Origin of the sequence: Pseudomonas sp. MUP55, from assembly GCF_034043515.1 — a bacterium.
Lineage (GTDB): Bacteria > Pseudomonadota > Gammaproteobacteria > Pseudomonadales > Pseudomonadaceae > Aquipseudomonas.
Map to the genome: position 1 here is coordinate 4,481,805 of NZ_CP138214.1, position 15,977 is coordinate 4,497,781.

General features: G+C 60.8%; 8 protein-coding genes. 1 reads left to right on the plus strand and 7 read right to left on the minus strand.

Going from position 1 to position 15,977, the window contains the following annotated elements:
* Nucleotides 1–46: 46 nt before the first annotated feature.
* The 7 genes from astE to SC318_RS20185 form a co-directional block, all read right to left on the minus strand.
* The gene (astE, locus tag SC318_RS20155; RefSeq protein ID WP_320428197.1) at nucleotides 47–1,051 is read right to left on the minus strand and encodes a succinylglutamate desuccinylase; all 1,005 of its coding nucleotides are present in this window, start codon (nucleotides 1,049–1,051) and stop codon (nucleotides 47–49) included.
* An 11-nt stretch (nucleotides 1,052–1,062) separates the two neighbouring features.
* On the minus strand, nucleotides 1,063–1,350 hold the full coding sequence (locus SC318_RS20160; RefSeq protein WP_003175651.1) for a hypothetical protein: 288 nt from the start codon (nucleotides 1,348–1,350) through the stop codon (nucleotides 1,063–1,065).
* 26 nt (nucleotides 1,351–1,376) lie between these two features.
* Nucleotides 1,377–2,723, minus strand: a complete 1,347-nt coding sequence (gene astB, locus SC318_RS20165; RefSeq protein WP_320428198.1) for an N-succinylarginine dihydrolase — start codon at nucleotides 2,721–2,723, stop codon at nucleotides 1,377–1,379.
* A 155-nt stretch (nucleotides 2,724–2,878) separates the two neighbouring features.
* A complete protein-coding gene (gene astD, locus SC318_RS20170; RefSeq protein WP_320431268.1) occupies nucleotides 2,879–4,348 on the minus strand; it encodes a succinylglutamate-semialdehyde dehydrogenase in 1,470 nt (489 codons plus the stop codon).
* Entirely contained in the window at nucleotides 4,345–5,370 is a 1,026-nt protein-coding gene (gene astA, locus SC318_RS20175; protein WP_124387846.1) for an arginine N-succinyltransferase subunit beta, read from the minus strand. Before astA ends, astD begins: the two co-directional genes overlap by 4 nt.
* 60 nt (nucleotides 5,371–5,430) lie before the next feature.
* Nucleotides 5,431–6,450 (minus strand): arginine/ornithine succinyltransferase subunit alpha, encoded by a 1,020-nt coding sequence (gene aruF, locus SC318_RS20180; protein ID WP_124364050.1) that lies wholly within the window; start codon nucleotides 6,448–6,450, stop codon nucleotides 5,431–5,433.
* Between the two features lie 197 nt (nucleotides 6,451–6,647).
* A complete protein-coding gene (locus SC318_RS20185) occupies nucleotides 6,648–7,868 on the minus strand; it encodes an aspartate aminotransferase family protein (RefSeq protein WP_320428199.1) in 1,221 nt (406 codons plus the stop codon).
* 306 nt (nucleotides 7,869–8,174) lie between these two features.
* Here SC318_RS20185 and SC318_RS20190 point away from each other — a divergent pair, with 306 nt between their 5' ends.
* Nucleotides 8,175–15,956: a dermonecrotic toxin domain-containing protein gene (locus tag SC318_RS20190; RefSeq protein WP_320428200.1), complete on the plus strand. Its 7,782-nt coding sequence runs from the start codon at nucleotides 8,175–8,177 to the stop codon at nucleotides 15,954–15,956.
* Nucleotides 15,957–15,977 lie beyond the last annotated feature (21 nt).

Genomic DNA, 15,977 nt, shown 5'->3' on the forward strand with positions numbered 1-15,977 from the left:
GGCTGACACACCGCTATTGGGGGCAAGCCCCCTCCCACATTTGCATCTAGGCCAGGCCAGCGTCCGTGGTCGGCACGATCAATATTCCGGCGCGCAGACCATTCTTGACCTTCGGGTTGGGAAAGATGATGCGTGCGCCCTCCTCCTCGATCACCCAACGGGTCTTGGCCACGTCTTCGGCCAGCAGATAGCCTTTTTCCAACTCGGAAAAGTTTTCCACGTCCGCCGGCAGGTGCATCAGGAAGGCGTCGCTGTGCTTGATCACTTCCCGCGCAACGGCGAACAACTGCATGCCGTCGAGGCTATCGGTCTCGGGCTCGGTGCCCTCGATGATGTGCTTGAGGCGGGTTTCCAGACGCGACACATCCACGCCCTGGTTCTGCCCGAACGGCCGTGCCTTGCCCAGTTCCAGGGTGAAGGCCTCGGCCTCCAGCTGCTCGTAGGTAAATGCGGTAAAGGTGACCGACGTCTTGTTCTGCAGCAGCACCGCTTCCATCCCGGCGGCGCGCAGACGCTCCAGTTCACGGCGTGAATGCTGACGCCCGTCTTTCCAGGGGTACAGCGCGAACTGCTCGATCTTCGAGCCGCGAATGGCCGTGTGCAGGTCGTAATGCAGGCGCGAACGGCCAGGCTGGCTAAAAAAGCTGCGGGCCAACTGTTCAAGCTCGGCGGCGCGCATGGCTTCAGGGCCGATGTTGCTTTCATGACGGCCGTTGAACAGCCGGTTGACGTCCAGTTCCAGGTAACGCTCGCCGCGACGCATGGCCTCGGGGTTGCCGAACAGGAACAGAATACGGGTGCGGGGTTTGATCTCCCCACGTGCGATGCCATGCAACAGACGGTCGAGCAATTCGATCGGCGCGGTTTCGTTGCCATGGATGCCGGACGACAGCAGCAGGTCGCTGCCATTGTCCCGAGCTTCAGGAGGACGCACCTCAAGCGCGCCTTCACTGAGCCAGCGCATCTGCACGCCGTCGACAGTCAGTTGAATTTTTTGCGCCGGTTCGCGACCGGCGAGGGTCAGTTCAAGCAGTTTGCCGAGGGCGAGCATAAGCAGCTTCCTTAGTGGTTGCAGCCTGGACCATGAACGTGATCGTCGTCGTCACCTTCAACGTCGGCCGGTTCCATTTCCAGTTGCAGGCTCATCAGGTTGGTCGCCAATGGGCGCATCAGCAGGTTGGCATACTCGGCGTCGCCCTCCTCCACATCCACGCCGATCAACAGCTGGCCGCGGCCGTCGTGCTGGATCCAGATCTCCTTGCCCTGCCAGACCACGGCAACGCGGGTGCAGGACGTTTCCAGCTGGGTGCCGTCGGTGTCTTCAAGGATCAGCTTCAGGGTGTCGGTCATAAATAAAATATCTCAGCCATAGGGCGTTAATTGATCTGGAAAGGATAAACCGAGCCCAGTTTAAGGATTTGCGTCAGTTCATCCAGTGCCGTCCGGCACTCAAGCAGCAGTTGCGGGTCAGCCAGGTCGCTTTCGCGCAGGCTGTCGCGGTAGTGCCTGTTGACCCAGTCGGTCAGGGTCTCGTACAGCGGCGCGGTCATGATAACGCCTGGATTCACCGCCGCCAGTTCAGTTTCGTTCAATGCCACACGCAGACGCAGGCACGCCGGGCCGCCGCCGTTTTGCATGCTTTGCTTGAGGTCGAAGACTTTTACTTCGCGGATCAACCCGCCGGAAGCGGTGAGCTGTTGCAGGTACTGCCAGACACGCTCGTTGGCGCGGCATTCTTCCGGCACGATCAGCAGCATCGAGCCGTCAGGGCGTGTCAGCAACTGGCTGTTGAACAAGTAGGAGCGCACCGCGTCCTCGACACTGACCTGGGCCCGCGGCACGCAGACCGACTGGAAGTTGCCGCCCAACGTGCCCAGTTTGCCTTGCAACTCGCCAAGCATCTGTTCGGTATTGAGGAACGCGTCCTCGTGATAGAACAGCATTTCGCCATTGCCCACCGCGATCACGTCGTTGTGGAACACACCGGCATCGATCACCGCCGGGTTCTGCTGGGCGTAGACCACGCCGCCATCCTTCAGGCCGTGCAGACGCGCCACCGCCTGGGACGCCTCGAGGGTCTGGCGCGCCGGGTATTTCTGCGGGGCCGGGTAACGGGCGTCGAACGCACTGCGCCCGAACACAAAGAACTCCACGCCCGCCTCGCCGTAGTCACGGCAAAAACGCGTGTGGTTCGCCGCGCCTTCATCACCGAACTGCGCCACCGCCGGCAACGCGGCGTGATGAGCAAAATGCTGTTGGTCGGCGAACATTGCCCCCAGCACGCGGCTGGTGGTCGGGTGTTCGATGCTGCGGTGGTACTTGCAGTTGAGGTTGGCAGCGGTGAAGTGCACGCGGCCATCGGCCGTATCGGCGCTGGGGCTGACGGTGGCGGCGTTGGCCACCCACATGCTCGACGCCGAGCAGCTCGCCACCAGCAACGGCATGGCCTGCTTGGCCGCCTGCTGAATGACCTGAGCGTCGGTGCCACTGAAACCCAGGGTGCGCAAAGCCGCCACGTCCGGACGTTCCTGGGGCGCAAGCACGCCTTGCACAAAGCCCATGTCCATCAGCGCTTTCATTTTCTGCAGGCCCTGCAACGCCGCTTCCTTGGGGTTGGAATGCTGCTGGCTGTTGCTCTGGGACGCGACGTTGCCGAAGGACAAACCGCCGTAGTTATGGGTCGGCCCCACTAGACCGTCAAAATTGACTTCACAGGATTTCATCGGCGAGGCTCCACGAACATCTGTTTTTATAGGCATCGGGTTACTTGAACACACCACAACTCAATGTGGGAGGGGGCTTGCCCCCGATAGCAGTTTGTCAGTTGATGAATCAGGTGACTGATCCACCGCCATCGGGGGCAAGCCCCCTCCCACATTTAGATCAGTGTGATGCCGGGGGTTAGTGTGGCTGGCACGACCAACGCAGGTGTCTCCAGCGACGCCACCGGGTACGCGCAGTAATCCGCTGCGTAATAGGCACTGGCGCGGTGGTTGCCCGAAGCCCCTACCCCGCCGAACGGCGCGGTGCTGGCGGCGCCGGTCAGCTGTTTGTTCCAGTTGACGATGCCGGCGCGGCTTTCTAGCCAGAACTGCTGGTAACGCGCCTCGGAATCGGAGAGCAAACCCGCAGCCAAGCCGTACTGGGTGTTGTTGGCCTCGGTAATGGCCGCCGCAAAATCAGCGTAGCGAATCACCTGCAACAACGGGCCGAACAGCTCCTCGTCCTCGCGCTCGGTCACGGCCGTCACGTCAATGATGCCCGGTGTCAGCAAGGCGGCCTGATCCTGGGGCTGGGTCATTTCCAGCAGCGCCACGGCGCCATTGGCCAACATCAGCTCTTGGGCGTCCATCAACGCTTTGGCCGCCGCCAGGGAAATCACCGAGCCCATGAACGGCGCTGGCTGCTGGTCGAACGCACCGACTTCAATCGTTGCACTGACCGCCACCAGACGCGCCAGCAATGCGTCACCCCAGGCGCCATCCGGCACCAAGAGGCGACGGGCGCAGGTGCAGCGCTGGCCGGCGGAAATAAAGGCCGACTGGATGATGGTGTACACCGCCGCATCCACGTCGGCCACTTCGTCCACCACCAGCGGGTTGTTGCCGCCCATTTCCAGGGCCAGGATCTTGTCCGGGCGGCCGGAGAACTGCTGGTGCAGATGGTTGCCGGTGCGGCTGGAGCCGGTGAAGAACAGCCCGTCGATGCCGGGGTTGGCCGCCAACGCGATACCGGTTTCCCGCGCACCTTGCAGCAGGTTCAGGACACCCGCCGGCAAGCCTGCTTCGATCCAGCACTGCACGGTCAGCTCGGCGACTTTCGGCGTGAGCTCGCTCGGTTTGAACAGTACGGTGTTACCCGCCAGCAGCGCCGGGACGATATGCCCGTTCGGCAAGTGGCCGGGGAAATTGTAAGGGCCGAACACCGCCACCACACCGTGGGGCTTGTGACGCAGCACAGCGGTGGCATCGCCCAGGGGGCCGCTCTTCTCGCCGGTACGTTCGCGGTAGCTTTGCACCGAGATCGCGATCTTGTTGGCCATGCTGGTGACTTCGGTGGCCGATTCCCACAACGGCTTACCGGTTTCCTCACCGATGCAGCGGGCGATTTCATCGGCGCGGCTTTTCAGGGTACTGGCGAAGGTTTCCAGCACGCTGATGCGCTCTTCCAGCGAACGCCGCGCCCAGCCTGGAAACGCCTGGCGTGCAGCCTGCACGGCGGACTCGACCTGCTCGGCCGTCGCACCATTGCCGCTCCACAGCACGTGCTGGGTCACGGGGTTACGCGATTCAAACAGTTCACCCTGGCCGGCCAGCCAGCTACCTGCGATATACAACGAATTCATTATTTCGACTCCCGGGCTGCGGACAACGGTACGGCACGCACTTGATCACCCACCACCAGTTGCAGGCGCTTGGCGGTCTGAGGATCGACCACCAGCGTACCCGCCGCCAGCCGAGCCGGTGCAGCGGTGATGCGGCAGTCTTCACGTTTGCGGTTATGGATCAGGAACGGCGTGGCGTCGTCCCCCGGCGTGCCGATGGCCAGCACCAGCGACTGGCTGTCGCGCACCGCACGGATCTTGCTGGTTTCACATTCCACCGCCGGGCCTGCGTCGAAAATATCCACGTAGCCCTGGTAGCTGAAGCCTTCGCTCTTGAGCATGCTCAGCGCCGGTTCGGTATCCGGATGGACCTTGCCGATCACGTTGCGTGCGTCTTCGGAAAGAAAGCAGCTGTACAGCGGAAACTTGGGCATCAGCTCGGCGATAAACGCCTTGTTGCCCACACCGGTGAGGTAGTCAGCCTGGCTGAATTCCATCTTGAAGAAGTGCCGGCCCAGGCTCTCCCAGAACGGCGAGCGCCCCGCTTCGTTGGACACGCCGCGCATTTCGGCGATGATCTTGTTGCCGAACAGCTGCGGGAATTCAGCGATAAACAGCATGCGCGCCTTGGCCAGCATGCGGCCGTTGAGGCCGTTGCGGTAATCGGCGTGCAGGAACAACGAACACAGCTCGGAATTGCCGGTGAGGTCGTTGGCCAAAAACAGCGTCGGGATTTCGCGGTAGATGTTCAACTCCTGGGAGGCGCTGACCGTCAGGCCGACCCGGAAGTTGTACCACGGCTCGCGCAGGCCGACGGCACCGGCGATGGCCGAAATGCCCACCACCCGGCCTTCGTCGTTTTCCAGCACGAACAGGTAATCGGCATCGCCGCGCCCGGCTTCGCCGCGAAAGGTTTTTTCAGCCCAGCCCACGCGGTGGGTCAGGCGCTCTTCGTTGGCCGGCAAGGTGGTGAGGCCGGTGCCGGTGCTGCGCGCCAGATCAATCAGGGCCGGTAAATCGCTGCTGCGTACGGGACGAACGATCATGCTATCTCCTCGAACGGGCCGCTTTGCAGCCACCCGCGAAACTCTGTTTTATACCGGCTCTTACACTGCAACCAGACGCACACTCGCGCCTTCGCCTACGCCCAGGGCTTCGGCAGCCGCCAGGTCCAGGGTTACCGGTTTGCCGGGGGCATAGTCCAGTTCCAGCATCACCGCACGGTAATCCTGCAGCTGCGCGTTGCTCACCAGGTACTGGCGGCCGACACCCTTGAGCATCTCGCCGATCTTCACCGGCACCACGCGGCTCTGGGCGATCGAACGAATGCCGGAAACCCGCGCATGCAGGGTTGGGCCGCCGTCGAAGATGTCGATGTAGTGGTCGGTCTCGAAGCCTTCGCGCATCAGGATGTCGAAGGTGATCTGCGCCCGTGGGTGCACCTGGCCCATGGCTTCCTGGGCTTCATCCGGCAGCAGCGGCACGTAGATCGGGTAATGCGGCATCAGCTCGGCGAGGAAGGTGCGGCTTTTCAGCCCGCACAGACGCTCGGCGGCGGCATAGTTGAGGTCGAAGAAGTTGCGGCCGATGGCGTCCCAGAACGGCGAATCACCGTTCTCGTCGCTGTAGCCGACGATTTCGGTGACCACTGAATCGGCAAAGCGCTCGGGGTGGCTGGCGACGAACAGCAGGCGGCCGCGGGAGTTGAGCTCAGACCACGGCGAACCGACCAGTTCAGGCACCACGTAGAAGCTGGTGAGCAGGCTGTTGCCGGTGAGGTCGTGGCACTGGGACAGCACGTGGATCTTGTTGTGGATCTTCAGCTCGCGGGAAGCGTGCACGAAGGTCTCGTTACGAAAACTGTAGAAAGGTTCGGAGTAACCAGCCGAGGCGACGATGGCCGAGCAGCCGGCGAGCTTGCCGGTCTCGGTGTCTTCGAGCACGAAGAAATAGCTTTCTTCACCGTTGAAACTCACCTCGGCCGCGAAGGACGCTTCGCTGGCGGCGATCTTGTCGCTCAGGCGTTCCACATCATCGGGCAAGGAGGTGACACCAATCGGGCTGTCCGCAGCCAGACGCTGTACCTCGCCCAGATCAGCCATTTGCGCGGGGCGCATCACCAGCATGGGTGTCACTCCTTAACTCTAAAACTCATTGGGGAAAATTACCGGACATATCTGGAACAACCCTATTCCAATGTGGGAGGGGGCTTGCCCCCGATAGCGGTGTATCAGTCACCGGATATATCAACTGACAGACTGCTATCGGGGGCAAGCCCCCTCCCACATTTTTGACCCAGTCCAGCCGGCAGAAGGTGTAGCTATCAGGCTTGGGTCAGCGTTTTTACCGCACGTTCGAAGCGGTCCAGGCCTTCGTTGATGTCTGCTTCTTCCACCACCAGGCTCGGGGCAAAACGCACCACGTCCGGGCCGGCTTGCAGGATCATCAGGTTTTCTTTCTCGGCGGCGTTGAACACGTCCTTGGCCTTGCCTTTGAACGCATCGCTCAACACGCAACCGATCAGCAGGCCCAAGCCACGCACCTGGGTGAAGAGGCCGTACTGCTTGCCGATCTGCTCCAGCCGCGACTTGAACAGCGCGTGCTTGGCATTCACGCCAGCCAGCACTTGCGGAGTGTTGATCACGTCGATCACCGCTTCAGCCACTGCGCACGCCAGCGGGTTGCCGCCGTAAGTGGTGCCGTGGGTGCCGACCACCAGGTGCTTGGCCAGGTCTTCACGGGTGAGCATCGCGGCAATCGGGAAACCGCCACCCAGGCTCTTGGCGCTGGTGAGGATGTCCGGCACCACGCCGTAGTGTTGGTAGGCGAACAGGTGGCCGCTACGGCCCATGCCGGTTTGCACTTCGTCGAACACCAGCAGCGCATCATTGGCGTCGCACAGTTCGCGGGCACCTTGCAGGTAAGCCAGCTCGGCCGGCAGTACGCCGCCTTCGCCCTGGATCGGCTCCAGCACCACGGCGCAGGTCTTGTCCGACACGGCGGCTTTCAGCGCGGCCAGGTCGTTGTAAGGCACATGGGTGATGCCGGTGATTTTAGGCCCGAAACCGTCAGAGTACTTGGACTGGCCACCGACGTTCACGGTGAACAGGGTACGGCCGTGGAAGCTGTTCAGCGCGGCGATGATCTCGTACTTCTCGCTGCCGAAACGGTCGAACGCAACGCGACGGGCCAGCTTGAAGGCGGCCTCGTTGGCTTCGGCGCCGGAGTTGCAGAAGAACACACGTTCGGCAAAGGTGGCGTCGATCAGCTTGTGCGCCAGGCGCAACGCCGGCTCGTTGGTGAACACGTTGGAGACATGCCACAGCTTGTTGGCCTGCTCGGTCAGTGCGCCGACCAGCGCCGGGTGGGCGTGGCCCAGTACGTTGACCGCGATGCCGCCGGCAAAGTCGATCAGCTCGCGACCGGCCTGGTCCCACACGCGCGAACCTTCGCCACGCACAGGGATAAACGCGGCAGGTGCATAGTTAGGCACCATTACCTGGTCGAAATCGGCACGTTGCACCGGGGCTTGCTCAACGGACATCGGAGTCTCCTGAAGAGGAACGCCTGCCTGGAACTGGCGGGCGATGCAGGGATTGTAAGGACAGTTTTCAGAGCGGCCTTGCCGCCAAGCGACAACTTCTTATAGCGCCAACCCGCGTTTTACGCGGGTTTACGCCAATGCGACAAATAGCGTCGCAATGGCGCAGTTTAAACCGATAGCGAAGATTTGCAGCAGGCCCGCGAACATATCGATGGCAATAGCGTGACCTGCGCAACGTATGCACCTCATTGCGCGAACGGGATTTTGTTTTGCTGGGGCTCCCTTTATTCAAGAGACCCACCCCCGATGCCACTCAGCCAAGCGCCCGAACACTACACGCCTCTCACCAACCCCCTGCCCGACTGGCTGGGCCAGGCCTCGTCCGCTCGGCACTGCGCGCTGAAACACGCGCCAGTTGCACTGTCATCGCGAGTCAAAGCAGCGACGACGCCCGAGCACGAGCGCCTGCAAGGGCTGATTGCCAATTACATGACGGCGCAGAACAGCATCGACAAAAAGCTGGAAAAGATCGCGGATGCCAAAGCCTACGCCGAGCCCATCCTCAAGCAAGCCCTGAAAACCCGCTTCGGCCTTGACCTGGACGTACAGGCTACGTTCCTGCACCTCTACGTACCCGTCACGGTGCCAGGCTTCCCGATCAAGACCGGGGCGCGTACCTGGACCGTGTCGCTGCTGGATGCCGCGCTGCACAATTTTGAAGAGCGTGAGACCCGGGCCGACGCCTTCGAAGCCGACTCCACGTTTATTACCCAGCCTTCCGAGGTGGTCAGCCGCCCCTCCGATGAGAGCAGCCAGCCCGATGAGGTCATCCGCCGAGCCTGCACCATGGGCGGCGCCGTCGAATTTATCCGCAGGCCCAGCGAGACGGGCCAGTATGAAACCCTGCCGCAGGTTGCCGCTGCCATCAGCATCCCGGCGTTTACCGCGCTGTGTCGCGAGCTTGATATTGGCGGCCAGTATAAAACCTACCTGGAAGACAACCTTGGCATCTCCAATCGCCTCGTCGACCAAGTCCTGCGGCCCAAAGTCAAAACCGCCCAGGAAAGCGCACTGCGGGTCGCGCTGCAACTGGCGCGGATGAACCGTGATATCAGCGAGGACTATCAGCTGGTGATCCTGGGGTTGCTCGACGGCCTGCAAGGCATGCGCATGGATGGGCAAGCCGTGCTGTGCCACGACCTTTCGCTGATGTCAGCGTCGCTGCCCGGCATTCTGGTGTTCGCCCCGGACCTTGAGCAAGCCCGGGAGCCTGGCAGGGTCGTGGCCTATGTGCCTGACGACCCTGAACACCCCATCAAGGAATACGCGTCCACAGCCGACATGATGCTGGAGCTCACGCGCCAGTTACGCACGCCGCAGTACCAGGTCTTTTTCAGTCGTTTCGTCGCTCATGAGCAACGCGGTTTCTTCTTCGCCGACCTGAGCCGACGCCTGTCCAGGGTCACCTGGCAAAAGGCCGAAAAAGGCAGCGAACTGCCCACCTGGCGCGACACCCCGATCGAGCGACCCAACTTGCAGTTTTATGTGACACCGATCACCGGCGATCTTTGGGAACACCTCTACACGCGCAAACTCAATCGGATTCTCAACGATACCGGGGTTATTGCCGTGCCTACCGCCACGGTCGATCGCAACGCGCGGTGGGCGCTCTGGGATTCTTTCGTCAACGTCGTCTCAGCGATTTTTCAAATAGCCCTATTCGTGGTGGCACCTTTCGTACCCTTCCTGGGCGAAATGCTGATGGCCTATATGACCTATCAAATGCTCAGCGAGATGTTCGAAGGCATCATCGACTGGGCCCAGGGCCAGACCACCGAAGCCGCCGAGCACCTATGGGCCACCATGGAGGCACTGATTCAAATAGGCGCCTTCGGTACGGGCAGCCATATTGGCCTGAGTGAACTGCCCAAGGTATTGCCGGCCAAAGTCCTGGCGTTCGTCGAAAGCTTCAAACCCGTCAAGTTGCGCAACGGCAAAACGTTGTATTGGAAGCCTGACCTGGAGCGCTACAAATGCCCGCCCCCCGAAAACAGTATCCGCCCAACCCCGTTGGGCCTGCTTGAGCATAAAGGCAAAAACCTGCTGCCCATCGACCAGGCGCATTATTCAGTCAGCGAGGCGACACTGCCGGGGCGCTACCAGATCGAGCACCCGACTCGGCCCGACGCCTACCAGCCCACGGTGTTTCACAATGGCGACGGCGCCTGGCACACGGAGCTTGAACAGCCCCTGGCGTGGGACAACAACACCGTGCTGCGACGGATTGGCCATAGCGTCGAGGGGTTCTCGATAGCCGAACGCGACCAGATCCTTAACGTCAGTGGCACCTCAGCGGATGCCGTGCGCAAGATGCATGTAAATCGCGAACCAACGCCTGCGCTGCTGGCCGACAGCATTACCCGCTTCCAGATCGACCAGGACCTGCAGCGCTGCATCGATCAGCTTTCCAACCCTGAGCCCAAGCAATATTTGCAGGCTGACCCGCTGCAGCAACTGCAGTTGCTGCAACGCGAGCGTCTCTGGCCCAAAACCCGGCGACTGCAGTTTGTCGATGAGCGCGCAGAAGTCCTCTGGCAGTCTACCGACGATGCGTCACTTGCTACGGCGGTGATCAAGCGTCATCGCCTGGTAGACGGCGACGTGCTCAAAAGCCTGTTGCAAACACTCAGCGAGCGCGAGATCAAGACCTTGCTCGGCGAAGAATTCGCCGTCACCCAAACCCTGCAAGCGCGAACTCGCCTGCTGCGCTCCAAACTGGTGCAGCTACTTAAAGAACATAGGGCTGCACTGTTCGATGAACGCTACCAGGCACTTGAAAAGATCGACAATCCCTTGCAAAAGCGACTCGCTGACCAACTACCGCAGCTGCCCAGCAGCCTCACCCGTGAGTTGCTTAACACGGCCACCGGGGACGAGTGGCTGGAAATTGGCCGGGGCCGCTTGCCACAAGCCCAGGCGGAACTGGCCGCCCATGCCGACCAGGAACTGCGCGTAAGCCGTGCTTATGAAGGGCTAGAGCTGGACTCAGTGCACAACCCAGAAACCGACACGTTGGCGTTGCACAGCCTGTCGCGCCTCTCGGGCTGGCCAAAGGACCTGCGCCTGGAAATTCGTGATCAAGCGTTCGGCGCAACATTGCTCGACAGTAGCGGGCCTGCCGATGCAACAGTGAAGAAAGTGCTGGTTCGACAAGCAGACGGCACTTACCAGCCCTACGACAGTGAGGGCCTGGAGCTGTCCGCTCCCACCGACTTCTACACCAGCGTGCTGCAAGCGCTGCCGGACACCGCACGACAGGCAGTGGGCATTCACATAGATGAGGGAGCGAGGCTCAAGCAGGCAATCCGTGACAACCCGTTGCCGCGCGATGACTTACGGATAGCTGTCACCCCTGGCTCGGTCAAGCAGCCCGCCGTCGATACCTTGCGCCTGCTGGGCATGGACGGCTACCGGCGCGTCGCGCAGCATGTACCGCCCACACTGGAACAGCGCATCCGGGAAATTTACCCAGGTGCCTCCAGCGAGCAAATAGACGAGTTCGTCCAACGCTTGCAAAACCATCCCAATGGGCCGCTCGCAGAACTGGCACGGTTGCGCGGGGAATATGCACGCCTGCGCGACGACCTGGCCCAATGGACGACCACCACCCCAAGCGTCGACCCCACCAGCGGCATTGCGCTGGCACCGGCCGACTACCGTGCCGCACGGCACAACCGCGCCTTGTTCGCCCAACGCGTTGAGCGGTGCTGGCGCCGGGAACCCAACGGCACACCCATTGAAACGCTGAGCTTTGCGGACCCGATACCTGGCGATTTGCCTGAGCTGAGCGCCGACTTCAGCCATGTATCCACCCTGAAACTCAACGGCAGCCCAAGTAGCCGCGGCGTCGAGCGCTTCTTGCAACAGTTTGGCCAATTGCAGACCCTTGACCTGCGCAATTTCCCCCTTCAAACGCTGCCGGAAGTCATCGCGACGATGCCACGGTTGCAGCAACTGAGATTGCGCAATTGTGCACTGACGCTCACGCCGGCCAGCCAGACGACACTGTCTTCAATGATCCGCCTGGCTACCCTGGACCTGGGGCGCAACCCACTGGGGTTGGTGCCAAATATTGAGTCGATGCAAGCACTCACCCATTTGCAGCTTGAAGACACTGGCATTTCGATACTGCCTAATGGCCTGCTGAGCCATACGAATCTGGACGTCGTCAATCTGAGCAACAACCAGTTCACCGAATTGCCGGATGCAGTGTTCGCGCTCAGCCCTCAGGCTGCGAACAAGCTGAATTTTGCGCGAAACCCGCTGACCCAGGTGGCCCGCGAGCGCATCAAGACTTACTACAGAGCGCACAAACGCGATTTTGGGGTCCTGCCGGAGCCAGGCGATATCACGCGCGTACGCTCACTGTTTCCGGCCCTTGACCACATGCAGGCAGGCCGGCTGATCTATGAATTGCCGAGCACACTGCTACAGGGGCAGATCCAGGTTGCGCAGTGGGAAAGCGAAATACTCCAACTGACCTCGCAACTGTCGCGCTGGACAAGGCAACTGCCGGCGCTCAATCCCTCGAATGGCCAGGCCTTTACAGCGGTGGAACAACTGGCGGAACTGGCGGCGCGAGATGCGTTTTCCACCCAGCTGGAAAATCTCTGGCGCGCTCGCGCTACGACGTCGCCGTTTGCCCGGGCGGACAGTTTCTCGTCCGAGCTGACATTCATGGGAGACCTGCCGGAGCTGGCGATCGACTTTGATCATGTGAGCAGACTGACATTGGACGGCGGCAGCTCGGTCCGTGGAGCCCCATCTTTCTTCAAACGATTCGCGCATTTGCGCAGCCTGCAATTGAACCGTTTCGCCCTGGACTCGCTGCCGCAAATTCTCAGCCATCTGCCGCAACTGACCACACTCACGCTGGACCAGTGCGGGGTGATCATCACCGAACAGCTCCAGGTTCACCTGGCATCCCTGCACAACCTTCAATCACTGGCGCTGCCTAACAACCCTCTGGGCACTGCCCCTGATGTTGCCCCCCTGCCGCGCTTGAACCACTTGGATGTTTCCAATGCCAGCCTGTCACAAGTACCCGCCAGCCTGGCAAACCACCCCCGCCTTAGTACGGTCATTTTCACCGACAATCGGATCACTGGCCTGCCCGACGAGCTATTCAAGCTGCCCGCGCAAAAAAGCCAAGGCTACGTTTTTTCAAATAATCCATTGACGGACACTACCCTGGAGCAGATCAAGACCTACTGCCGTGATACCGGGCAAGACTTCGGCGTCACTGCGCCTCTGGCGGATATCCAGGCCACTCAGGCCTTGTTCCCAAGCCTGGACATGGAAGAGGCCAGTGACGTCTTCTATGCCTTGCCGGGCTCTCTGGGGGAAGCCCGCAGCCAGCTCGCACACTGGAAAGCCGAGTTCCAACTGATGAGCGAGACGCTGACAACCTGGCGAGCAGATATTCCAGAATACCATCCGATCACCGGGACCCAGCTGGACGTCACACAAAAATTGGCACAGTTCGCGGCCAGGAACAGCTTCGCCGATCATCTGATTGAATTGTGGCAAGCGCGACAGCCTGACGCGCCAAGGCAAAGGGCCTCAAGCCTGTTTGTCACCGTCCCCTTCATCGGGGACCTGCCCGTGCTGAGCATGGATTTCAGTTCTATTTCCACCCTGGCACTGCAAGGCAACCCCGCTCTGGGCTCAATCTCGACCTTTCTCGACTCGTTTACCGGCTTGCAGTACCTGGGGATACAAGACGCCATGCTCGGCCAAATTCCACCCGCGCTGGCGCGCATGACTTCACTGGAAAGCCTGCTCCTTAACCGGTGCGCAATTGACCTGTCACCACCCGGCCAATCCATGCTCCCAGCACTGCCCCGGCTCGAAACGCTGAACCTGAGCAACAATCCACTGGGCGTACAACCCGATATCAGTGCCCTTCCGGCGCTCGAGCGCCTGCTGTTGTCGAACGCCGGTATTTCGGCGATACCCGACAGGCTGACCGAACACCCACGCCTTGAAATCGCTCTGTTCAACAACAACCAGATCAGGGAACTGCCGCAAAGTCTGTTCACTGTCGCCGATCGCGACCTCAGCGGATTCAGCTTCAACAACAATCCACTTTCGCTGGCCAGCCGAGAACATATAAAAGCCTGGTTTGGACGCACCGGGCAGCACCTTGGAGTCACCATTGCACGCGCGGATATCCAACGCACCATCAACGTGTTCCCCTCCCTCACCGAACTTGAAGCCAACGCATTGTTGTATCAACTTCCGGGCACGCTGCTGGAGGGACAAGCACAGCTCACACGCTGGGAGGCCGATCTAGGCAAGCTCAATGATGACCTGGCACAGTGGGCCACCGCCCTTCCCGAACAGAATCCCGCCACCGGCCGGCCCTTCAGCGCCGCAGAACGAACCCGGCAACTCAATGACAGGCGCGCACTGAGCAACACGCTGGAAGACATCTGGCGCAGCAGGCAAGAGAACAACCCCTTGGCCAGGCCCAACAGCCTGTCACTGAACCTGTCGCATATCGGTGACATGCCGGCATTGAGTGCCGATTTCAGCTTCCTGCTGGAGCTGGGTCTGCATGGCAACCGCCACGCGCAGATAAACGACCCGTTCCTCAAGTGCTTCACCGGTTTGACCAACCTTGAGATGCGTGACCTGCCACTGGATCGGCTGCCCGCCGCGCTGACCGAAATGCCCGCCCTTGAACACCTCACGCTCAGCAATTGCGGCGTTGTATTGGACGCCGAGAACCATACTGTTCTCGTCTCGCTGCACAACCTGCTAAGCCTGAGCCTGGACCGCAACCCGCTGGGGCGCGCACCGGATATTCAAAGCCTGCCGCGCCTGACCTACCTTGACCTTGATGAGACCGGCATCACCGAAGTTCCCGCCAACCTGGTGCGCCAACGGTCGCTGGAAACCTTGCTGTTGACCGACAACCAGATCAGCGAGCTACCCCGTGAGTTATTTGAATTGCCGCCCGCCATCAGCAAAGGCTTCGATTTCTCCGGTAACCCGCTGAGCACCGCCACGCGCGACCGGATCAAAGCTTACTATCGCAATACCGGGGAAGACTTCTGCGTGCTGGCCCAAACAGCAGACCTTGTCCGAGTACAGAAACTCTATCCCAATCTGGACAGCCTGGAAGCCAGTGACTACTTCTACAACCTGCCGGGGACCATCGCCCAGGCCCGAATCGAGCTCACCCGCTTGGAAGGCGAACTCAATGACCTGACCCGCGAGCTGAACCAATGGGAAAGCGAAATCCCCAACGACCCCCTCACCGGGCAGCCTCTTGAGATGGCGGAACGGGAGCTGCAGGAATCACTTCGCGAGGCATTCAAGGAAAAGCTGTTGACAGCGTGGCGTAAACAGCCTGTCGAAGGCTCAAGCACGGCTGAGTTCGAACTGACATGGTACTTGCCGTTGCTGGGAGAGCTGCCGAGACTCACGAAACAGTTCGGCTATGCATTCAAACTGATCCTGGTTAACGAAAGCACGACCGCGCCCAGGCTTGGACGGTTCCTGGAGGCATTCCCCAACTTGGACAGCCTGACCATTGAACGGTACGATTTGGGCGAGCTGCCCGAGGCGATTTCCCGGATGGGCCGGCTCAAAGAGCTGAACTTACCGCAGTGCAACATCCGTCTGACCCCGGATACCGTGGCCAAACTCGGCGAGATGACTCAGCTCAATGTACTGAATCTGCAAAATAACACCTTGGGCATCACCCCTGACCTGAGCAACCTGCAGAGCCTCAGAAAACTCAACCTGACCAATACTGCAATTACGCACATTCCGGAGGGTGTGCTCGGTAATCATCAGTTCATCAGTGTCTCCCTTGCCGGCAACCAGATCACTGAAATGCCGGACGCGCTGTTGCAAGTACCGAGCGAAGTCGGCGTGCGTTACAACCTGGGCAACAATCGGTTCTCGGCGCAAAGCATGGCGACCATCCGGGCTTATTACCATGCTACCGGCAACACCCTGAACGTACAGGGCATTGCCGCAGCCCAGGGAGCGCCGCAGCTACCTGTCGAGGACTGAAAATGCGCAGCCGCTGATCCA